Origin of the sequence: Sphingomonas sp. GC_Shp_6 (assembly GCF_026540835.1) — a bacterium.
Taxonomy (GTDB): Bacteria; Pseudomonadota; Alphaproteobacteria; order Sphingomonadales; family Sphingomonadaceae; genus Sphingomonas.
On the sequence record NZ_JALNUO010000018.1, the window covers coordinates 1 to 20548 of the forward strand.

General features: G+C 68.3%; 19 protein-coding genes. 6 read left to right on the forward strand and 13 right to left on the reverse strand.

What is annotated here, in order from left to right:
* Window positions 1–121: 121 nt before the first annotated feature.
* The 3 genes from OXQ95_RS15900 to ychF form a co-directional block, all read right to left on the reverse strand.
* Window positions 122–568 carry a MaoC family dehydratase gene (locus OXQ95_RS15900; protein ID WP_242095221.1) on the reverse strand — a complete coding sequence of 149 codons (447 nt, stop codon included), beginning with the start codon at window positions 566–568 and terminating at the stop codon, window positions 122–124.
* Between the two features lie 11 nt (window positions 569–579).
* Complete coding sequence (locus OXQ95_RS15905; RefSeq protein ID WP_267382468.1) at window positions 580–1911, reverse strand: ectonucleotide pyrophosphatase/phosphodiesterase; 1332 nt, start codon at window positions 1909–1911, stop codon at window positions 580–582.
* A 61-nt stretch (window positions 1912–1972) separates the two neighbouring features.
* Entirely contained in the window at window positions 1973–3073 is a 1101-nt protein-coding gene (ychF, locus tag OXQ95_RS15910) for a redox-regulated ATPase YchF (protein ID WP_242095223.1), read from the reverse strand.
* A gap of 233 nt (window positions 3074–3306) precedes the next feature.
* Between ychF and OXQ95_RS15915 the strand changes: the two genes are divergently transcribed.
* Window positions 3307–4005, forward strand: coding sequence for a hypothetical protein (locus OXQ95_RS15915; RefSeq protein ID WP_267382469.1), 699 nt, complete (start codon window positions 3307–3309; stop codon window positions 4003–4005).
* Window positions 4006–4032: 27 nt separating this feature from the next.
* Here OXQ95_RS15915 and pth read toward each other — a convergent pair whose 3' ends face one another.
* The 3 genes from pth to OXQ95_RS15930 all read right to left on the reverse strand — a co-directional run bounded on the left by pth (window position 4033) and on the right by OXQ95_RS15930 (window position 6341).
* Entirely contained in the window at window positions 4033–4599 is a 567-nt protein-coding gene (pth, locus tag OXQ95_RS15920) for an aminoacyl-tRNA hydrolase (RefSeq protein WP_267382470.1), read from the reverse strand.
* Window positions 4600–4688: 89 nt separating this feature from the next.
* Window positions 4689–5312, reverse strand: coding sequence for a 50S ribosomal protein L25/general stress protein Ctc (locus tag OXQ95_RS15925; protein WP_242095226.1), 624 nt, complete (start codon window positions 5310–5312; stop codon window positions 4689–4691).
* A gap of 114 nt (window positions 5313–5426) precedes the next feature.
* Window positions 5427–6341: a TraB/GumN family protein gene (locus OXQ95_RS15930; RefSeq protein WP_267382471.1), complete on the reverse strand. Its 915-nt coding sequence runs from the start codon at window positions 6339–6341 to the stop codon at window positions 5427–5429.
* A gap of 125 nt (window positions 6342–6466) precedes the next feature.
* Between OXQ95_RS15930 and OXQ95_RS15935 the strand changes: the two genes are divergently transcribed.
* The 5 genes from OXQ95_RS15935 to OXQ95_RS15955 all read left to right on the forward strand — a co-directional run bounded on the left by OXQ95_RS15935 (window position 6467) and on the right by OXQ95_RS15955 (window position 13357).
* The gene (locus tag OXQ95_RS15935; RefSeq protein ID WP_242095902.1) at window positions 6467–7306 is read left to right on the forward strand and encodes a glycine--tRNA ligase subunit alpha; all 840 of its coding nucleotides are present in this window, start codon (window positions 6467–6469) and stop codon (window positions 7304–7306) included.
* Complete coding sequence (gene glyS, locus OXQ95_RS15940; RefSeq protein WP_267382472.1) at window positions 7303–9552, forward strand: glycine--tRNA ligase subunit beta; 2250 nt, start codon at window positions 7303–7305, stop codon at window positions 9550–9552. The genes OXQ95_RS15935 and glyS overlap by 4 nt, the downstream gene beginning before the upstream one ends.
* 69 nt (window positions 9553–9621) lie before the next feature.
* Window positions 9622–12297 carry a pyruvate, phosphate dikinase gene (ppdK, locus tag OXQ95_RS15945; protein WP_267382473.1) on the forward strand — a complete coding sequence of 892 codons (2676 nt, stop codon included), beginning with the start codon at window positions 9622–9624 and terminating at the stop codon, window positions 12295–12297.
* On the forward strand, window positions 12294–12845 hold the full coding sequence (locus OXQ95_RS15950; protein WP_267382474.1) for a DUF1214 domain-containing protein: 552 nt from the start codon (window positions 12294–12296) through the stop codon (window positions 12843–12845). The genes ppdK and OXQ95_RS15950 overlap by 4 nt, the downstream gene beginning before the upstream one ends.
* A complete protein-coding gene (locus OXQ95_RS15955; protein WP_267382476.1) occupies window positions 12842–13357 on the forward strand; it encodes a DUF1254 domain-containing protein in 516 nt (171 codons plus the stop codon). Before OXQ95_RS15950 ends, OXQ95_RS15955 begins: the two co-directional genes overlap by 4 nt.
* A gap of 1 nt (window position 13358) precedes the next feature.
* Here the strand turns inward: OXQ95_RS15955 and OXQ95_RS15960 are convergent, their stop codons facing one another.
* From OXQ95_RS15960 to cpaB, 7 genes are read right to left on the reverse strand one after another with little or no spacing between them, the layout of a single operon-like run.
* Window positions 13359–13727: a hypothetical protein gene (locus OXQ95_RS15960; RefSeq protein ID WP_267382478.1), complete on the reverse strand. Its 369-nt coding sequence runs from the start codon at window positions 13725–13727 to the stop codon at window positions 13359–13361.
* 54 nt (window positions 13728–13781) lie between these two features.
* The gene (locus tag OXQ95_RS15965) at window positions 13782–14777 is read right to left on the reverse strand and encodes a type II secretion system F family protein (RefSeq protein ID WP_242095233.1); all 996 of its coding nucleotides are present in this window, start codon (window positions 14775–14777) and stop codon (window positions 13782–13784) included.
* A gap of 7 nt (window positions 14778–14784) precedes the next feature.
* Entirely contained in the window at window positions 14785–15756 is a 972-nt protein-coding gene (locus OXQ95_RS15970) for a type II secretion system F family protein (RefSeq protein ID WP_242095234.1), read from the reverse strand.
* A gap of 31 nt (window positions 15757–15787) precedes the next feature.
* Window positions 15788–17098: a P-loop NTPase gene (locus OXQ95_RS15975; protein ID WP_267382479.1), complete on the reverse strand. Its 1311-nt coding sequence runs from the start codon at window positions 17096–17098 to the stop codon at window positions 15788–15790.
* 1 nt (window position 17099) lies between these two features.
* Entirely contained in the window at window positions 17100–17711 is a 612-nt protein-coding gene (locus tag OXQ95_RS15980; RefSeq protein WP_267382481.1) for a CpaD family pilus assembly lipoprotein, read from the reverse strand.
* A gap of 47 nt (window positions 17712–17758) precedes the next feature.
* Entirely contained in the window at window positions 17759–19339 is a 1581-nt protein-coding gene (locus tag OXQ95_RS15985; protein ID WP_267382482.1) for a type II and III secretion system protein family protein, read from the reverse strand.
* Window position 19340: 1 nt separating this feature from the next.
* The gene (gene cpaB / locus OXQ95_RS15990) at window positions 19341–20501 is read right to left on the reverse strand and encodes a Flp pilus assembly protein CpaB (RefSeq protein ID WP_242095238.1); all 1161 of its coding nucleotides are present in this window, start codon (window positions 20499–20501) and stop codon (window positions 19341–19343) included.
* Window positions 20502–20548: the final 47 nt, after the last annotated feature.

Genomic DNA, 20548 nt, shown 5'->3' on the forward strand with positions numbered 1-20548 from the left:
CGATCGCCCTGAGCTTGTCGAAGAGCTTGTTGAGAATAGGAAGGCACGCCTGCGGAGAGCGTGTTTCGCCAAGCTTAGCACAGAAGCATCGCGTGATCGGATCACGCGGCTTTATCCAGGTCTAGGCCGGTCGTGTCGAGATCAGCCCGTTCGACACGAAGGTCATCACCACCACGTCGTCCTGGTTGAACACGCGCATCCGGCTCTTGAAGATCCCCATTTCGGGCCGGCTGGCAGAGACGCGCTTTTCGAGGATCTCGGATTCGCACCGCAGCGTGTCGCCGGGATAGACCGGCGTCAGCCATTGCAGCGCATCGATCCCTGGCGAGCCCAGCCCGGCCTGCTGGTTGGTCTTCATGTTCTCGACGATCATCCGCATCGTCATTGCGCAGGTGTGCCAACCGCTGGCCGACAGGCGCGCGAAATAGGTCTCCGCCGCCGCTTCGTCGGACAGGTGGAAGGGCTGCGGATCATAGGCTTCGGCAAAGGCGGTCACCTCTTCGCGCGTGACCGCATAGGCGCCGAACCGCGCGACCGAGCCGACGACCAGATCCTCGAAATATTGCATGCGCCCGTCTCCTACCGTTGCAGGACCTTGTCGAACGGACGGTCGTCGCCGTCCAGTCCCTGCCCGGCGGGAAGGTGCATCAGGTCGCGGAGCAGCGGCGCCACATCGACATTGTCGAACGGCGCCAGCCGCCGCCCGGCCGCGAAGCGCGGGCCATTCGCCACGAACAGTGCTGCCATCGCCGGATCGGCATTGTCATAGCCGTGATTGCCGCGCGCGAAAGCTTTGGTGGGGCTGCTGTTCTCGACCAGCCAGCCGCTTTGCGCGAGGCACAGATAGGGCGGCACGCGCGGGTTCGTGCCGAAGCGCAGACGCGCGGGAATCGCGTCCTTGCGCCAACAGGTCATGTGCGGGATCGGGCGCAGGATCGCGCGCTCCAGCGCCGCCGCGTGACCGGGCACGGGCACCAGCGTCGCATAGGGTCCGGTCTCCACCGTGCGATAGTCCGCGGGGTCGGCGACATGATCCAGCGCCACGACGCGCGTGCTCGACGTGGCCGCCATGCCGTGATCCGCCACGATCACCAGATCGGCCGGCTGGTGCAGTGCGGCCAATCCCGCCACGAGCCGGCCGATCTCGCGGTCCACATCGGCGACCGCCGCGGTGACGGCGGGTGAATCGGGGCCGTTGTCATGGCCTGCGGCGTCCACCGTGTCGAAATAGAGCGTGACGAACCCTGGCCGCGTGGCCGCGGGCCGCCGCAGCCAGTCGATCACCATATCGACGCGCTGGTCGCCCGACAGATTGGCGTTGTATTGCGCCCAATCGTCGGGTCGGACGCCGCCGGGAATGACGCCATGCTCGTTCGCCGTCACGGTGGAGCCCCAGGCGACGTTCGCGCCCGGCCACAGCATCGTCGCGGTGCGGATCCCCGCGCGCTTTGCGGTCACCCAGATCGGCTCGGCGGCGTTCCACCAGAAGGGATCGTCCGTGGCCATGGTGAAGACGGTGCCGGGGCGCCGCACATCCTCCATCCGGTTGCCGACGATGCCGTGATGATCGGGCACCAGCCCGGTGACCAGGGTCCAGTGATTGGGGAAGGTCTTGGTCGGGAAGGACGGCCGCATCGACGCACTGACGCCGGTCGCGGCCAGCGCGTTCAGATGGGGCGTCACGCCGCGGGTCAGGTAATCGGGTCGGAAGCCGTCGATCGAGATCAGGATGGTGACGGGCGGGCGCCGCGCATCGGGCGTTTCCGCGGTGGCCAAGGGCGCGACCATGTGGGGACTCGCCGCGCCGAACGGGGCAGGGGTCTCGCCCGCGATCGTCGTCGGCGCCGGCGGGATCGTGGTGCACGCGGCGGCGAGCGCGAGGAGCGACGCCGCCAGAAGGGGTTTCAGCATGATCGCTTCTCCGGCGTCGCGGGTTGGTCGGAAGACCCGGGCATCCGCCGGGAACGCCGCGTCAGACGTTGAAGCGGAACAGCATCACGTCGCCGTCATGGACGACATAGTCCTTGCCTTCCTGGCGCAGCTTGCCCGCATCGCGCGCGCCGCTTTCGCCGCCCAGCGCCACGTAATCGGCAAAGGCGATCGTCTCGGCACGGATGAAGCCGCGCTCGAAATCGGTATGGATCTCGCCCGCCGCCTGCGGGGCCTTGGCACCGGCATGGACGGTCCACGCGCGCGCTTCCTTGGGGCCGACGGTGAAGAAGGTAAGCAGGTGGAGCAGCTTGTAGCCTGCGGTGATGACGCGGGCGAGGCCGGTTTCCTCCAGCCCCAGCTCCGCGAGGAAGTCGCCGCGATCCTCGGGCGGCATGGTCGCGATCTCGGCCTCGATCGCCGCCGACACCACGACCGCCTCGGCACCCTCGGCCGCGGCCTTCTCGAACACGCGCGCCGAGAGCGCATTGCCGTTCGCCGCATCGCCCTCGTCCACGTTGCAGACGTAGAGCACGGGCTTGGCGGTCAGCAACTGCGCCTGCGCGAAGACCCGCGCCTCGTCCTCGTCCTTCGGCTTGGTGAGCCGCGCCGGCTTGCCTTCGCGCAGCAGGTCGAGCGCCTGGCCCAGCACCGATGCCGCGATCTTGGCCTCCTTGTCGCCCTGCATCGCCTTTTTCTGCGCGGCGGGCACGCGCTTCTCCAGGCTTTCGAGATCGCTGAGCATCAGTTCGGTCTCGACCGTCTCGGCATCGGCGATCGGATCGACCTTGCCCTCGACATGCGTGACATCGGTCTCGGTGAAGCAGCGCAGCACATGGACGATCGCGTCCACCTCGCGGATATTGCCGAGGAACTGGTTGCCGAGGCCCTCGCCCTTGGACGCGCCGCGCACCAGGCCGGCGATGTCGACGAAGCCCAACTGGGTCTCGATGATCTTGGCCGAACCGGCGATCTTGGCGAGCGCATCCAGCCGCTTGTCGGGCACGCCGACATTGCCGACATTGGGCTCGATCGTGCAGAACGGATAATTCGCCGCCTGTGCCGCCGCCGTCTCGGTCAGCGCGTTGAAAAGCGTCGACTTGCCGACATTAGGCAGACCGACGATGCCGCAGCGGAAACCCATTCTTCGAACCCTTATCCCTGCGCGAAAGGCGCGCCGCCGCCGGATAGAGCGCGCGCGTCACAAACGCCAGCATCGCTGCGGGTTTCGCGGTTAATCCACGCTTTACCTCTCGCGGAGAACGGTTCGTCGCAACGCGACGTTTTACGGGTGCGGAAAGTCCGCCGCGGCCCCGTCTCGATCATGACGGCCGGGCACGGGGGCGTGACGGCCGGACGATCGCAGGGGAAACGATCATGCGGATGGCATTCGGGATGGCAGCGTTGGTGACGTGCATCGCCGCGCAGCCAGCCACCGCGCGCGAGGAGCCGGTATTTTCGGGGGAAGTACCGGCTCCCGTCGCTGCCTTTCAGGGCGGCAACCTCTTTCCGATCGGCACGGCCTATCAACCGGGCGCGGCGATCCCGGCCGCCGGGGCGCTTCCGTCCGTAACGTTCTTTCCGGCGATCGCGGCATTGTCCGCCATGACGACGCTGCCGATCGCGGGCGATTTCCGCCTGCACGCCACGGTCGCCGTCACTGATCAGGCGCCCAGCGTCGATGCGGACAGCCGCCTGCGCCACCGTATCGCCAGCGCGATGATGGAATTCTACCCGGTCACCGGCACCGGTTTTCACCTGTCCGCCGGGATGCGGATGTTCTCGCGCACCAATTTCATGGCCGAGGCGGAGAAGTTCACCGGCGGCCTGCTCTTCGCGCCGCACGGCATGGGCAATTCGGCGGTGCGCACCGGGTTCAAGCGCTACACGCCCGCGATGACAGTCGGCTATACGCGCATGATCCAGCGCGATCTGAGCCTCGGCCTCGAGGCGGGCTCGCTGCTCGGCCATGCCTATTCGGGGATCCCGGGACGGATCCATAACGGCGCGTCGCTCGGCGGCTCGGGCGCGGCGATGAACCCGATCATGAACCTGGTGGTCGGCGCGCGGTTCTGAGGCGAGGTTCGCGGCGCGGCGCGGTGGTCAGGCCAGCCGCTGCGCCACGTCGTTCATGAAGCGTACGTCGTCGCCGGCCGCCAGCCATGGCGCCTCGGCCGCGATCGCGCCCAGCAGATCGGTCAGCGGATCGATCTCCGCCTTGGCATAATTGCCGAGCACATGGCCGGTCACCCGGTCCTTGTGCCCCGGATGCCCGATCCCGATCCGCATGCGACGGAAATCCGGCCCCAGATGCTGGTCGATCGAGCGCAGCCCGTTATGGCCGGCCAGCCCCCCGCCGGTGCGCACCTTCAGCTTCATCGGCGCGAGATCCAGCTCGTCGTGAAAGACGGTGAGCGCGTCCACACCCAGCTTGTAGAAGCGCAGCGCGTCGCCGACGCTGCGGCCGCTTTCGTTCATGAAGGTCGCGGGCTTCAGCAGCAGGATCTTCGCGGTGCCGATCCGCCCCTCCTGCACCCATCCCTGGAACTGCTTGCGGGGCGCCGAGAAGCCATGGACGTCGGCGATGGTGTCCACCGCCATGAACCCGACATTGTGCCGGTGCATCGCATATTGCGCACCCGGATTGCCGAGCCCCACCCAGACCTGCACGTCCCACTCCTTCGATACGAAAAGGGCAGGGGAGCGATGCCGCTACCCTGCCCCTATCAATCCCGCTCCGCCCTGAGACGGCTAAGGGATCAGCCCTGCGGCGTTTCGCTCACGCCGATGCCGGCCTCGGCATCCGCAGCGTCGTCGGCGGCGGTCGGCACGGTCGGCGGCACAATCGTGGCGATCGTGAACGTCTCGTCGGCCGAGGCCTTGGCGCCGGCGGGCAAAGTCACGTCGCCCATGTGGATCGAATCGCCGATCTCGCGGCCCTTGAGCGAGATGGTGACCGCCTCGGGGATCTCGGCCGCATCGCAGACCAGCTCGACCTCGTGCGCGACGATGTTCAGCACGCCGTTGCCCTTGGCGATGCCCGGCGACAGCTCCTCGTCGGTGAACACGACGGGCACCGACACGGTGACCTCGGTGTGTTCGCCGATCCGCAGGAAATCGACATGGAGCGGACGATCCGTCACGGGATGGAACGCCACGTCCTTAGGCAGCGTGCGGACGCCGTTCACCATCACGACCGAGGTCATGAAATGGCCCGTCGACAGCGCCTTCACGAGCGCCTTGGCCTCGAGATGGACCGATGTCGGTTCCTGGTTCTGGCCGTAGATCACGGCGGGCACGCGGCCATCGCGACGGAGTGCACGGGAGGCTCCCTTGCCAACCCGGTCACGCGTCTCGGCTGCGAGCGTCAGCATATCGCTCATGGTATCACTCCGAAATACGTAAGGTCATTTCCGCCCACGCCTCCAGGGATGACCATGGCCGGAAGCGGGCGCGCATAGCCCATATGACGGATCGGTGCAACCGGGCGCCCGCGGTCAATACTTCACGCGCTTCGCTTTCAGCCCCAGCTTGGCCAGCTGCGCCTGGACGCTGTCCGCGCCCGCCAGATGGCCGGCGCCCACCGCCATGAAGACCGTGCCGGGCTTCGCCAGCCGTGCCTTGATCCACTGCGCCCAGCGGCGGTTGCGGTCGACGAGCAGCGTCTGTGCGACCTCAGGCGAATCCTTCAGGTCGTCGTTCATGTCCTCGGCCAGCGCCTCGGGGCGGCCCTGCGCCCATTCGTCGACCATCTTGCGCATCTGCGTGCCGACGCTCGGCAGTTCGTCCAGCGTCGAGACGAGGAACTGCACCTGCGCCTTTTGCGACAGGCCGCCGAAATAGCCGAGCTGCTGCTGCGCGGTTTCCAGCCCGATCACCGGCTTGTGCGCGGCCTCGGCCGCGGCGGTGATGACGTGTTCGGGCCCGTTCGCCGGATCATAGCCGAGCTTCTCGAGCGGGGTGATCGACAGCGTGGTCGCCGCCAGCCACGGCTTGTAGCGGTCCAGCGCGTTCGCGGGCAGGCCCAGATCGACCACCGCCTTGGTGAAGGCGGCGCGCTTGTCGGGCGGCAATTGTTCGGTGAGGGTCGGGCCGCCGCTCGTCAGGCCGGTTGCCTTGACGATGCCCTGCATCGTCGTGGCATCGGGCATCACCAGTTCGAGCACCACCTGGTCCGAGCGGTCGAACGCCGTCTTCACCGCCTCGTCGAACCAGGAGAGGCCCGGTTTCAGCACATGGATCGTCCCGAACAGATACACCGTGCCCCGGTGCGCGCTGGCCGGCCCATGCACCACCCACAGGGCGGGATCGGCATCGTTCGCCGCGCGCGCGGGCGTCTTCTGCGCGCAGGCGGGAAGCGCGGCGGCGAGCGCCAGCAGCGCGAGCGCGGTGCGGAACGGGGCATGGTTCAAGCGTAGGATCCTCGCGAATGGGGCGTCAGCCGGACGGTCCTAACCGCTCGCAGCGCCGGGCACCACTTGCCTGATCGGCGGCACTTCGCCAAAGCCGGCCCGTGACCGCACTTTCCTTCCAGCGCATGATCCTCACGCTCCATGATTACTGGAGCGATCGCGGCTGCCTCATCCTCCAGCCCTATGACATGGAGATGGGCGCCGGCACCTTCCACACCGCGACGACGCTGCGCGCGCTGGGGCCCAGGCCCTGGAACGCCGCCTTCGTCCAGCCGTGCCGCCGCCCGACCGATGGCCGCTACGGCGAGAACCCCAACCGGCTGCAGCATTATTACCAATATCAGGTGATCCTGAAGCCGAGCCCGGCCGATCTGCAGGATCTGTATCTCGGCAGTCTCGCCGCGATCGGGATCGATCCGCTCGTCCACGACATCCGCTTCGTGGAGGATGATTGGGAAAGCCCGACGCTCGGCGCATGGGGGCTCGGCTGGGAGGTCTGGTGCGACGGGATGGAGGTGACCCAGTTCACCTATTTCCAGCAGATGGGCGGCTATGACATGAAGCCCGTCGCGGGCGAGCTGACCTATGGGCTCGAACGTCTCGCCATGTACGTGCAGGACGTCGACAACGTGTACGACCTGGCGTTCAACGATGCGGGCGTCACCTACGGCGATGTGTTTCTCGAGAATGAGCGCGAGATGTCGACCTGGAATTTCGAGGTGGCCGACACCGATTCGCTGTTCGACAGCTTCCGCAAGCATGTCGCCGAATGCGAGAATTCGCTGAACGCGAAGCTGCCGATCCCCGCCTATGAACAGGCGATCAAGGCGAGCCACGTGTTCAACCTGTTGCAGGCGCGCGGGGTGATCTCGGTCGCCGAGCGCCAGGCCTATATGGGCCGCGTCCGCGATCTGGCGAAGGGCGCGTGCGGCGCCTGGATGGACAAGAACGGATGGGCGGCGTGAGCGACTTCCTTCTCGAACTCCGCTCCGAGGAAATCCCCGCGCGCATGCAGGCCAAGGCGCGTGAGGATCTCGCGCGGCTGTTCGCGGCGGAGATGGCGCGCGCGGGCGTCGCGACCGGCGCGATCGTCACCTATGCCACGCCGCGGCGCCTCGCGCTCATCGCGCGCGATCTGCCGCTGGAGACCGCCGCCACCTCGGAAGAGGTGAAGGGCCCCAAGACGTCCGCGCCGCCGCAGGCGCTCGAGGGTTTCCTGCGCAAGACCGGCCTGGCGCGCGAGCAACTGGTCGAGCGCGACGGCGTGTTCTTCGCGATCACGCAAAAGCCCGGCCGCGCGACCGCCGACGTGCTGGCCGAGGCGATCCCCGCCATCGTCCGCGGCTTTCCCTGGCCCAAGTCGATGCGCTGGGGCGATGCCTCGCTATCGACCGAATCGCTGCGCTGGGTGCGGCCGTTGCAGGGCATCGTCGCGCTGCTCGACGAGGAATTGGTGCCCGTCGAGATCGCCGGGATCACCGCGCGGGCCGCGACGCTCGGCCACCGCTTCCACCATCCCTACCAGATCACGATCGGCGGTGCGCACGACTATGTCGAGAAGCTGCGCGCCTGCCATGTGATCGTCGATCAGGACGAGCGTGCCCGCGTGATCCGCGACGGCTCGCGCGCGGCGGCGAGCGCGGCGGGGCTGGTGCTGGTGGAGGACGAGGGGCTCGTCGCCGAGAATGCGGGGCTGACCGAATATCCGGTGCCGCTGCTCGGCCGCTTCGATCCCGCGTTTCTCGACGTGCCGCCCGAGGTGATCCAGCTCACCGCGCGCGTGAACCAGAAATATTTCGTCTGCCGCACCCGGGATGGCGTGCTGGCGAACGCCTTCGTCTGCACCGCCAACATCGCCGCGGCGGACGGCGGCGCACGCATCGTCGAGGGCAACCGCAAGGTGCTCGCCGCGCGGCTGGCGGATGCGAAGTTCTTCTACGACACCGATCTGAAGGTGCCGCTCGATGCGCAGGCGGCCAAGCTCGGCAAGATCGTCTTTCACGAAAAGCTCGGCACCGTGGCCGATAAGGTGGACCGCGTGGCGAAGCTCGCGCGCTGGCTGGTCGAGGCGGGGATCGTTCGCGAGACTTCCTCTTCTGCGCTCCCCGGCGATGGCCGGGGAACGAAGGGATTGGCGGATCTCGCCGAACGCGCGGCGCGGTTGGCGAAGGCGGATCTCGTCACCGGGATGGTCGGCGAATTCCCCGAGCTCCAGGGGCTGATGGGCGGCTATTATGCCGCCGCGCAGGGCGAAGATCCGCAGGTCGCCGCAGCGGTGCGCGATCATTACAAGCCGGTGGGGCAAGGCGACGAGGTGCCCGACGCGCCAGTGACGGTGGCGGTCAGCCTGGCCGACAAGCTCGACACGCTGCTCGCCTTCTTCGCGATCAACGAGGCGCCGACGGGATCGAAGGATCCGTTCGCGCTGCGCCGCGCGGCGCTCGGATTGCTGGCCCTGATCCTGAAGCACGATCTGCGTCTGCCGATGGGGCTGATGATCGAACAGGCGGGCGGCAGCGTCATCCGTCAGCTCGGCCAGCGGGTGGCGGGCAAGGCTGTCTCGGAAGACATGGCGGCGGCGAACCGGATCGGCGTCGCGCGCGAATCGCTGCTCGGTCCCGATTACGAGCACCGGATTGCGTTCGAGGGCGAGGGCGGCGCGGCGGTGAAGCTGATGGAGGACGGGCTGCCCAAGTTCGAGCCGTTCCTGCTCGATCGCCTGAAGGTGCAGCAGCGCGAGGCGGGCGTGCGCCACGACCTGATCGATGCGGTGTTCGCGCTGGGTGGCGAGGACGATCTCGTCCGCCTGCTCGCGCGCGTCCGTGCGCTCCAGGCGTTCGTCGGCATGACGGACGGCGCCAACCTGCTCGCCGGCTATAAGCGCGCGGCCAATATCCTGAAAAAAGAAGGGTTCGCCCCGGCGGGGAACGATGCGGGGCAGGCATCGTCCTATGCCCGCGAGCCCGCCGAGGAGGCGCTCGTCGTCGCGCTCGACGCCGCCGCACCGCGCGCCGCGCGGGCGATCGCGGCGGAGGATTTCGCCGGCGCGATGGCGGCGCTGGCCACGCTTCGCCATCCGATCGACGCGTTCTTCGAGGCGGTGACGGTGAACGATGCCGATCCGGCGAAGCGCCTGGGCCGTCTGGCCCTGCTCGACCGCGTGCGGCGCGCGGTGCACGACGTTGCCGATTTCTCGCGCATCGAGGGCTGAGGACCGCCCGGCCCGTACGATTTTCCAGCGCCTCCCCAGCGAAAACAGAAAACACGAAGAGGATCGACCATGACCCAATATGTGTACCGCTTCGGCGGCGGCGTTTCGGATGGCGGCGCGGGCGACAAGACGTTGCTCGGCGGCAAGGGCGCGAACCTCGCCGAGATGGCGTCGATCGGCCTGCCGGTGCCGCCGGGCTTCACCATCTCCACGCCGATGTGCACGCGCTATTACGACGAAGGCGAGCAGTTTCCCGACGATGTCCGCGCGGAGGTGGCCGCCGGGCTGACGCATATCGAGGGGGTGACCGGCAAGCGCTTCGGCGATTCGTCGGACCCGTTGCTCGTGTCGGTGCGCAGCGGCGCGCGCGTGTCGATGCCGGGAATGATGGACACGGTGCTGAACCTCGGGCTCAACGACGAAACCGTCGAGGGCCTCGCCACCGCGAGCGGCGATGCGCGTTTCGCGTGGGACAGCTATCGCCGCTTCATCCAGATGTATGCCGATGTCGTGCTCGAGCTCGATCATGGCAGCTTCGAGGAAGCGCTGGAAATCGCGAAGGAAGATCGCGGCTTCTATCTCGACACCGAACTCAGCGCCGACGATCTGAAGGCGCTGGTCGACGAATATAAGACGCTCGTCGCGCAGCAATGGGGCAAGCCCTTTCCGCAGGACGTGCACGACCAGCTGTGGGGTGCCGTCGGCGCGGTGTTCGGATCGTGGCAGTCGGAGCGGGCGAAGGTCTATCGCCGCCTCAACGACATTCCCGCGAGCTGGGGCACGGCGGTGAACGTGCAGGCGATGGTGTTCGGCAACATGGGCGACACCTCGGCCACGGGCGTCGCGTTCACGCGCGATCCGGCCAAGGGCACCAACGCCTATTACGGCGAATTCCTCATCAACGCGCAGGGCGAGGACGTGGTCGCGGGGATCCGCACCCCGCAATATCTGACCAAGGCGGCGCGCGAGGAGGCCGGCGCGAAGCCCGCCTCGATGGAAGAGGCGATGCCCGAGGTCTATGCCGAGCTGGCCACCGTGTTCGACATGCTGGAGACGCATTACCGCGACATGCAGGACATCGAGTTCACGGTCGAGAAGACCAAGCTGTGGATGCTCCAGACGCGCTCGGGCAAGCGCACCGCCAAGGCGGCGCTGCGCATCGCGGTCGACATGGCCAGCGAGGGGCTCATCACGCGCGAGGAGGCGATCGCGCGCGTGGAGCCGATGGCGCTCGACCAGTTGCTGCACCCGACGCTTGATCCCAAGGCGGTGCGCGACGTGCTGACCAAGGGGCTGCCAGCGAGCCCCGGCGCGGCGTCGGGCGCGGTGGTGTTCGACGCCGACACCGCGGAGAAACGCGCGGCGGCGGGCGATGCGGTGATCCTGGTGCGCACCGAAACCAGCCCTGAGGACATCCACGGCATGCACGCGGCCAAGGGCATCTTGACCGCCCGCGGCGGCATGACGAGCCATGCCGCGGTGGTGGCGCGTGGCATGGGGCGCCCCTGTGTCTCGGGCGCGGGTACGCTGTCGATCGACGTGAAGGCGCGGGTGATGCGCGTGGGTGACCGCGAGGTGCGCGAGGGCGAGACGCTGACGATCGACGGCACCACCGGCGAGGTGATGATGGGCAGCGTGGCGACCGTTCAGCCCGAGCTGTCGGGCGATTTCGCGACGCTGATGGAATGGGCCGATGGGGTGCGCCGGCTGAAGGTGCGTGCCAATGCCGAGACGCCCGAGGATTGCCGCGTGGCGCGCGAGTTCGGCGCCGAGGGCGTCGGCCTGTGCCGCACCGAGCATATGTTCTTCGACGCGAGCCGCATCACCGCGGTGCGCCAGATGATCCTGGCCAGCGACGAGGCCGGCCGCCGCGCCGCGCTCGACAAGCTGCTGCCCGAACAGCGCGCCGACTTCACCGCGATCCTGGAGGTGATGGCGGGCCTGCCCGTCACCATCCGCCTGCTCGATCCGCCGCTCCACGAGTTCCTGCCGCACGAGGAGGCCGAGTTCGCCGAGGTGGCGACCGCCGCGGCCGTTTCGGTGGACGTGCTGAAGCGCCGGGCGGCGGAGCTTCACGAATTCAACCCCATGCTGGGCCATCGCGGCTGTCGGCTGGGCGTCACCTATCCCGAAATCTACGAGATGCAGGCGCGGGCGATCTTCGAGGCGGCGATCGACGTGGCCGAGAAATCGGGCGCCGCGCCGATCCCCGAGGTGATGATCCCGCTGGTCGCGACGCGGCGCGAGCTCGAATTGATGAAGGCGGTGGTCGACAAGGCCGCGCAGGCGGTGTTCGCCGAGCGCGGCACGACGATCCAGTATCTGGTCGGCACGATGATCGAGCTGCCCCGCGCGGCACTGCGTGCGGGCGAGATCGCCGAGGTGGGCGAGTTCTTCTCGTTCGGCACCAACGACCTGACGCAGACGACGCTGGGCGTCAGCCGCGACGATGCGGCGCGATTCCTGGGCGTCTATGTCGAGCAGGGCATCTACGCCAAGGACCCGTTCGTCAGCATCGACGTGGAGGGTGTGGGCGAGCTGATCGAGATCGCCGCCGAACGCGGCCGGGCCACGCGCCCCGACATCAAGCTCGGTATCTGTGGCGAACATGGCGGCGATCCGGCGAGCATCGCCTTTTGCGAGACGGTGGGGCTCGATTACGTCTCGGCCTCGCCGTACCGCGTGCCGATCGCCCGGCTGGCCGCGGCGCAGGCGGCGTTGGCGAAGACGAACGCGGCCAAGTGAGGCGCGGCGCGCGCTATCTGCTCTGCGCGGTCGTCGGCATCGGGGCGGGGGTGGGCGTCGCACTGTGGCAGGTGCGCGTCGGCCCGCCCGGCCTGGCGATCGGGCCATGGACCACCGACGCGTCAATTGGCACCGCGCAGGCGAGCGCACGCACCCGCGCGGCGGTGGCGGTGCACGGGCTGCTCGCGCTTCCCGCCGGCGAGGCGCGCTATTATGAGGCCGAAACCGACGATGCCGGTCGCCCGCTCGACGGCCATTGCCGGTATCGGATCGAAGGCGGCCAGCTGCCCGCGCGGTGGTGGAGCCTCACCGTCTATGATGCGCAGGGCTATCTGATCGCCGATCCGAGCGGCATCCACTCGCTCGAAAGCGCGGCGGTGGCGCCGGGCTCGCGCTGGGACGCGACGCTCGCGCCCGGCCGGGTCGCCGGCCATTGGTTGCCGAGCGGCGGCCTCGCCTATGTCGGGCTGACGCTGCGCACCTATCTGCCGGCGGGCCCGCTCACGCGCGCGCAATTGCCGAGCATCGTCCGCCAGGGTTGCGCATGAGGCGCTGGATCGATCCGCTGCTGCTCGGCGCGGCCTTCGCGCTCGTCGCGTGGCGGGTGACATTGGTCGAAACGCCGCGCGTGGTGATGGCGCGGGCGGTGAGCCGGCTGGGCGAGGGCCGGTTCAACCGCTTCGTCCATGCGCCGCTTGCCACCGCCGCGGCCCGCACGATCGTCCGCCCGAGCCCCGATCTCGCCTATTCGTCCTGCGCGTTCGATCTGCTGAAAGGGCCGCTGGTCGTCGCGGTGCCCCCGATGCCGTCGCCCTATTGGTCGCTGTCGGTGTTCGATGCGCATACCGACGTCGCCTATGTGCGCAACGGGGTTCAGGCGCGCGGCGGCCCGATCCGGATCGCGGTGGCGCTCGGCGGGCAGCGCGTGCCCGCCGGTGTACCGGTGGTTCGCGTCGGCGGCCGGCGCGGGGTCGCGCTGCTGCGCATCCTGGTCCAGGACCACACCCGCTTCGCGCCGATCGATGCGGCGCGCCACGGTGCGACCTGCGCGACAGGTTAGGTCAGGCGCGCGAGGTGGTGCCCCAATCGAACCAGCCGCGGCGTTCGCCCGCGGGATAGGCGGGGCGGGTGGCCATCGTAACGCGCGCCGGCCGGACCGCCGTTGCCGCGACGGGCGCCGTCTGCTGCGCCAGACGCGCATTCTCGCGCTCCAGTTCGGCATGGCGCGCGGTGGCCGCCGAGACGCGCGCGTCCGCATCCTTGCGCGTGGCCGCATGCGCCTCGCGTTCCGCGGCGTGCGCATCGCGCTCGGCAGCATAGCGCGCGCGCCACTTCTTGCCGCCGGGATGGCTCGCGAGTCCGAGGAACCAGCCGGCGACAAGCATCAGCGCGAGCACGGCGAACTGCGTGGGCGTGGAAAACAACGGCATCGAAATCCTCCTGTTACGGGAGGATAACGACCGACCGCCGCGACGGTTGCCGCCTCAATGCGCCTTGAACGCATCCGAGATCGAGCAGGCCGCCGGCCCGAGGATGACGACGAACAGCACGGGCAGGATGAACAGGATCAGCGGCACCGTCATGATCGCGGGCAGGCGCGCGGCCTTTTCCTCGGCGCGCATCATCCGCTCGTTGCGGAATTCGGCGGACAGCACGCGCAGCGCCGATGCAAGTGGCGTACCGTATTTCTCGGTCTGCACCATCGTCGTCACCACGCCCTTGATCGCATCGAGCTTCACGCGCGCGGCGAGATTCTCGAACGCCTGGCGCCGCTCGGTCAGGAAGCCCAGCTCGATCGCGGTGAGCGTAAATTCGTCGCCCAGTTCGGGATAGGCGCGGCCCAGTTCGCGCGAGACGCGGGCGAAAGCGGCATCCACCGTCAGACCCGCCTCGGCGCAGATCACCAGCAGGTCGAGCGCATCGGGCAGGCCCTTGCGGATCGCGGCGGTGCGCTTCTGGATCTTGTTGTTGAGGAAGAGATCGGGCGCCTTGTAGGCGAGGATGAAGCTGACCGCGGCGATGCCATAGCGTTTGAGCGGGCTGTACGTCGCGAAGGTGTCGGTGCCGTAGACGATGTAGAGCATCAGCCCGCCGAAGACGATCGGCAGCACCAGCCGGCCGAAGATCACCGCGACCGCCCATTCCTTCGACCGGATGCCGGCCTGCATCAACTTGGTCTGCGCCGCCTTCAACTGGCTGTCCTGCAGCACCTTCATCGACGTCAGCATGCCGCGCATCTTGTCGGCGGTGTCGTTGCGCTGGACGAGCTTGGCGCGGCGTTTGGTGGAGGCGGTGATGCCCGCCTTCAGCTGTTCGCGCCGGTCGTTCAGCGCCTTGACGCGCTTGGTCATCGGGTCGTGCACGGTGGTGACGGCATAGATCGCCATCATCACCGCGAACGCGCCCACGCCTGCGAGGATGGTCGCGATCCAGATCACGTCGAAGCCCAGGATCGTCGGGCCGGCGGTGGTTCCCATCATCCGATCCTCAAATCTCGAAGCTGATCATTTTGGCCATGATGAAGGCGCCGATCCCCATCCACAGCAGCCCGCCGCCGCCTGCGACCATCAGCCGCTGGTCGGTGAAGAAGGTCTGCATATAGGTGCCGTTAATCATCCAGATCATCACGAACACGATGAACGGCAGCGATCCGATGATATAGGCCGAGGCCTTGGATTCGGACGACATCGCCTTGATCTTCAGCTTCATCTGGCCGCGCATGCGCAACACATTGGCCAGGTTCGCGAGCGTTTCGGCCAGATTGCCGCCGGTCTCGCGCTGGATCGCGATCGTGATGACGAAGAACTGGAATTCGGGCGTGCCGAGCCGGTCCGCGGTATCCTGAAGGGCGGCGTCCATCGTCCGCCCGATCTTCATGCGATCGGATACCAGTCGGAATTCGACCCCCACCGGGCCGTTGATCTCGTGCCCGACCACGCCGATCGTCTCGCTGATCGGCAAACCCGAGCGCAGACCGCGCACGAGCAGTTCGATGGCGTCGGGGAATTTGGCGGTGAACTGCGCGATGCGCCGCTTGATGAAGAAGCCGACGACGAAATGCGGCAGCCCGACGCCCACCATCAGCCCGAGGAACAGCGCCAGCAGCAGCGGCAGGCCGACGACCTTCAGCACGATCAGCATGACGACGGCCAGCACCGCGGTCGCGATGCCATATTGGCCGACGGTCCAGGTCTTGCCGGTCATGGCCAGCCGCTTGGCGAGTTGCGCGGGGTTGGGCAGGATCCGGCCGAACGCCAGGTCCATCCGCGTGTTCTGCGCATTGGTGATGCGCCGCATCTGCGAATCGACCGCGAGCGCGCCCTCGACATGGCGACCGCGCACCGCGACCAGGCGCCGCGTCTGCGCGCGCGAGGCCGACGGACCGGAAAACGCCATGAACAGCAGGCCGATCATCATCAGCCCGCCCATCGCCACGAGCAGCAGCGGCATCATCGGCATCGCGAATCCTCCTGCACCGGGCGGGGCACGATCAGGCCTTCGCCCGCTTGGCCGGCAGCTTGAAGCTGAACTTGGCCATCAGCGACGTGTTCGCGGACGCATCCTTGCCGCCCTTGGCCGCCTTGCCGGGCCTGCCGCCGGGCTGAGCCGCCACGGCATCGTCGTCGCCCGACACGAGGCCGATCTGCGTTCCGAGATCGACGAGCGCGGCGACGGTCTTGGAGTTCTTGCCCGCTTCCACCAGCGGCTTGCCGAGCTTGGCCGCCTGCGCCGCCAGCTTCTGGTCGAACGGCACGACGAAATCGATCTTGCGCTCGATCGAGCCTTCGAAATCCTTGCGCGAGATTTCGAGCTGCGCACCGGGATGGACGCGGTTGGCGAGCACCAGCACGCGCGTCTGCGGTGCGTTCGATTTCATCCACGACAACAGGCGGATCGTGTCGCGCGCCGCTGCCAGCGTGAACTCGGTCACCACGACCGCGACGCCGGCATCGGCGGTCAGGTGCGGGTGCTGGACGAGCATGCCGCGCGGCAGATCGACGACGGTGCATTCGAACGCCGCGCGCATCTCCTCCTGCAACTGGTAGAAGGCGGCGCCATCGGTCATCAGCGGCGAATTGATCGGCGCCTCCGCCGACAGCACGGCGAGCTTTTCGGACGCCTTCACCATCGCGCGTTCGATGAACAGCCCGTCGATGCGGCTCGGATTCTCGATCGCGTCGGTCAGGCCCCGGCCGGGCTCGAGATCGAGCGCCAGCGCGCCGGTGCCGAAATGCACGTCGAGATCGAGCAACGCGGTCGCGCGCCCCTGTTTCTCGGCGAGCAGCCAGGCCAGCGACGTCGCGACGGTCGATGCGCCCACACCCCCGCGCGTGCCGATCACCACGACCGAGCAATGCGGCCGGTCGACCGCCGCTTCGGCATGTTTGGGCGCGTTCAGCATCGCATGCGCGTGGGCGAAGGCGTCGCGCAGCATATCGGGATGTAGCGGCTTGAGCAGATAATCCTGGATGCCGCTCGCCACGAGATCGCGGTAGAGCCGAACGTCGTTCACCTGGCCGCTGGCGATCACGACAGTGCCGGGCTCGCACACCTCGGCGAGCGCGTTGATGTCGTTCAGCGGATCGCCGGATTCGGCCAGATCGACGAAGAGGATCATCGGGCTGGCGGAGACCGACAGCGACTGGACGGCGTTGCGCAGGCCGCCCTTGTGGACCTTGTCCGCCGACCAGCCGAGTTCGATGGCGATCGGGCGGATCGCCTCGGCCGTGGTCTCGTCGCAGACATAGGCGGCGAACGGCTCGCGGGTGGAGGCGCTGGCGGGTTTCCAGGGTGCGTTCATCTCACTTGGTTCCCTTGGCGCCGGCGGCGATGCTCTTGCGGTAGGCGTCGATCGCGCGCCCGGCGACGGCGGGATCGGTCACCGCATCGCTGTCGCGGCCGTGGACGAGGTCTTCCGGACGGGCGACCATCGCGGCCAGGTTCTTGTTCGTCGCGCAGCCGTAATTGGACGAGGTGTTGCTATCGAATTCATGGCTCGCGTCGCGGCTCCAGTCGGCGCAGCCGGGCACGCCCGCGGCCATCCGGCTGACGATCACGCGCACGGTGCCGGGCGTGACGGGCGCGGGGCTCACCGGCGCGTCGTCCGAGAGGATCAGGCCGTAGCCTGCGACCACTGCCGCGACCTGCGCGCGTGCGCGCCGACCCTCGGCCGCCGGATCGTCGATCGCCACATGGTCGCCAAAGCCCAGATGCATCGTGTCCATCCATCCGCGCAGCCGCTGCTGCTCGCCCGAGGCGAGCGCGTCGCCGGCGGTGCCGACGTCCAGCGCATAGTCGTTGCGCGTCACCACGGGCTGGTGGACCGATTCGATCCCGCGATTCTGCGTGCCCATGCAGCCGCCGAGCAGCAGCGCGGGCGCCAGCGCGGCGAGGAGAAGCGATCGCGTCGTCATCGGGCGAAATCCTTGGGGCGAGACGGAAGGAAGGATGCGGGCGGCGGTCATTCGGAAAATCCCGGCGCCGGCAGCGGCTTGGCCGATTTCGCCAGGGGTTTGGCCTCGGGCTGGTCGCGGCGCGCGTCCGCAGCGGCGCTGCGGGCGGGTGGGGCAGGCACCACCGGAACGCTCGCCGCCGCACCGATCGTCGGGTTCGTCTCCATCGGCACCGCAGTCGGCACCGGACGCTGACCGCCGCGCGTGCCCTTCGCCAGATCGCCCATCAGCACGCGGCCGAGATCGGTCGGCGCCTTGTAGCCGTCGCTGGGCAGCGCGATGTCACGCTGATTGTTCACCGGCTTGACGAGATAGGGGGTGATGATGATGACCAGCTCGGTCTCGTTGCGCTGCCAGCTGTTCGACCGGAACAGCGCGCCGATGATCGGCAGGTCGCCGAGGCCCGGCGCCTTGTCGATCGAATTGTTGTGGGAATTGGAGAGCAGGCCCGAGATCATCATGCTCTGGCCGGAGCCCAGCTCGACCGTCGTTTCGGTGCGGCGTGTGGTGAGGCCCGGAACCCGCGTGCCGTTGAGCGTGACGGCGTTCGAATAGTCGAGCTGCGACACCTCGGGCTTCACGCGGAGCGAGATGCGGCCGTCGGACAGCACCGTCGGCGTATAGGAGAGGCCGACGCCATATTGCTTGTATTCGACCGACACCGCACCCAGCCCCTGTGCGATCGGGATCGGCACCTCGCCACCGGCGAGGAACGTGCCGGTTTCGCCCGACAGGGCGGTAAGATTGGGATTGGCGAGCGTCGTCACCTGACCCGTCGTTTCGCCCAGATCGATCGCGCCGAGCAGGTCGAGCCCAAGCAGATGACCCGCAAAACCGAACGTCGATCCCGTCGCGGCGGCGGTGATGACGCTTGTGCCCACGCTGCCGTTGGTGACTCCCGTGCCGAGCGGGCCGCCAGGCGAGAATTGGCTGCCGGCGGCGCGACCCTGCGCGATGCCGAACTTGAAGCCGCCCGTGCTGTCGGCCGAGGCGAGGTTGACGCCGACATTCTTGATGAACGACCGGCTGACCTCGGCGATGCGGACCTGCAGGTTCACCTGAAGCGGCGTCGCGGTCTTCAGCCGGGTGATGACCTTCACGGTATCGCCGACGAACGCCTGGACGAGGCGCTCCGCCTCCGCGGCGTCTTCGGGAGCGGCGACGGTGCCGGTCAGCAGGACGAGGCCGTTCATCGGCGTCGCCACCACATGCGCCTCGGGCATCGCGAGCCCCAGCATCTGGCCGATCGAATCGAAATTGTTGCCGACGCGCACGGTCGCCGAGAAGACCACGCCGCCGCCCTTCGCGGTCGCCGAGATCGTCGTCTCGCCGCCCTTCTTGCCGAAGACGTAGAGCTGCGTCGGCGAGCGGACCTGGACGTCGGCGATATTGTCGTCCGCCACGAACAGGTCGCTCATCGGCTGCGCGAGCGTGATGAGCCGGCCGCGCCCGGTGGCCACCTGCACGACGGCGGGCAGCGCGGTGGCGGCCATAGCGGCCGTCGCAGGGCGGCCGGGGGCGGCGGCCACGGGGCTCACCACCAGCGCGGCCGCGATCGGCAGGGCAAGGGGGATCAGGCGGTTGCGCATCTCAGTTCTTCCCCATGGCCGAAACGGCCTGCGTCGGAGCGACCGGCATCGGTGCGGTCGCCGTGGTGATGGTCATCGTCGTGCCCGCGGGCAGCGCGGCGCGGCGCGGCACCGACGGCGGCGCACCCGCACCGACCGCAACATCGGTCACGGAATTGCCGCGCGCGACATGGACGACGGGGCCGGTGTAGACCGGCGCCGCGCCGCCGACGGCTAGGCCAGGCGCCGCGTTGGTGATCCCGGTGGGGCCGCCGCCGAAGCTGCCGCCGGCCGATTTCGCCGGCACGCTGCTGCGCTGGAAGCGCGACACGTCGGCGCCCGTCGCGAAGGTCGGGTTGCCGGTCTGCGGCTGGCTCGCGAGCTGGAGCATCATCGCCTTTTCCGCGCGTGGATCGTTGCCGCTCGGCATCTTCACCGAGCCCGAGGCGATCGCCTCTTCGAGCTGGCTGGAATTGTCCGCGATCGAGCGCAGCGACAGCGAGAGCGAGCCGACCGTCTGCGCCACCGCGAGCTGCTCGGCGATCTTGGGCGTCGCCTCGACGGTGACCGTGCCGAAGGTGTGCACGACGGTCTTGCCGTCCTCGCCCACGGCGTTGTCGGTGCGCTGGTCGGTCGCGAGCACGCGGATGTTGCGCATGATCGTTTCGGATACCTTCAGCGGCTGGCCGTCGCCGCCGCCGGGAACGGTCTGCGTCAGCACCAGATCGATCCGATCGCCGGGAAAGACGAAGCCCGCGACCGAAGTCTGCGCGGAAACGGGGAAGGTGACGGCGCGCATGCCCGGCCCCAGCGCCGCCGCCAGGAAGCCGCGATCGCCGGGCTTCACCAGCGCGCCCTGGGTCACCGGCTGGCCCGCGGTGATCGCGTTGCGCACCACGGTGCCCTGAAGCGATTTCAGGTCGGTCTTGTCGCGCAGGAAATAGGCGTTGTCGACCAGCTCCTTGGGCCAGGGCTGGAACTTCAGCGCGGTCGCATCGAGGATGGTGCCGACGGGCAGCGCGCGGGTGGCGACCAGCACCATCGGACCGTCGATCACCGGCGCGGCGACCACCGCACCCGCCTGCGGCGCGGCGCTGCCCGTCATCAGCGAGCGGGCCAGGAACGCGGTCGTTCCCGCGACGAACAGGGAGCCTGCCAGCAGAAGGACTTTGCGGCTATCCATGGTGAGTCGTGCCTTTCGGGCCGTTGCCGGTTGATCCGGTGTTAAGC

Coding starts and splice junctions, on each gene's coding strand:
- OXQ95_RS15970 (WP_242095234.1), bottom strand. CDS start 15,756: ATGCCGATGATGCCGCTGCTGCTCGTGGCGATGGGCGGGCTGATGATG.
- OXQ95_RS15955 (WP_267382476.1), top strand. CDS start 12,842: ATGAGGCGCTGGATCGATCCGCTGCTGCTCGGCGCGGCCTTCGCGCTC.
- OXQ95_RS15975 (WP_267382479.1), bottom strand. CDS start 17,098: ATGAACGCACCCTGGAAACCCGCCAGCGCCTCCACCCGCGAGCCGTTC.
- OXQ95_RS15965 (WP_242095233.1), bottom strand. CDS start 14,777: ATGATGGGAACCACCGCCGGCCCGACGATCCTGGGCTTCGACGTGATC.
- OXQ95_RS15960 (WP_267382478.1), bottom strand. CDS start 13,727: ATGCCGTTGTTTTCCACGCCCACGCAGTTCGCCGTGCTCGCGCTGATG.
- OXQ95_RS15925 (WP_242095226.1), bottom strand. CDS start 5,312: ATGAGCGATATGCTGACGCTCGCAGCCGAGACGCGTGACCGGGTTGGC.
- ppdK (WP_267382473.1), top strand. CDS start 9,622: ATGACCCAATATGTGTACCGCTTCGGCGGCGGCGTTTCGGATGGCGGC.
- ychF (WP_242095223.1), bottom strand. CDS start 3,073: ATGGGTTTCCGCTGCGGCATCGTCGGTCTGCCTAATGTCGGCAAGTCG.
- OXQ95_RS15905 (WP_267382468.1), bottom strand. CDS start 1,911: ATGCTGAAACCCCTTCTGGCGGCGTCGCTCCTCGCGCTCGCCGCCGCG.
- cpaB (WP_242095238.1), bottom strand. CDS start 20,501: ATGGATAGCCGCAAAGTCCTTCTGCTGGCAGGCTCCCTGTTCGTCGCG.
- OXQ95_RS15985 (WP_267382482.1), bottom strand. CDS start 19,339: ATGCGCAACCGCCTGATCCCCCTTGCCCTGCCGATCGCGGCCGCGCTG.
- OXQ95_RS15915 (WP_267382469.1), top strand. CDS start 3,307: ATGCGGATGGCATTCGGGATGGCAGCGTTGGTGACGTGCATCGCCGCG.
- OXQ95_RS15980 (WP_267382481.1), bottom strand. CDS start 17,711: ATGACGACGCGATCGCTTCTCCTCGCCGCGCTGGCGCCCGCGCTGCTG.
- OXQ95_RS15935 (WP_242095902.1), top strand. CDS start 6,467: ATGATCCTCACGCTCCATGATTACTGGAGCGATCGCGGCTGCCTCATC.
- OXQ95_RS15900 (WP_242095221.1), bottom strand. CDS start 568: ATGCAATATTTCGAGGATCTGGTCGTCGGCTCGGTCGCGCGGTTCGGC.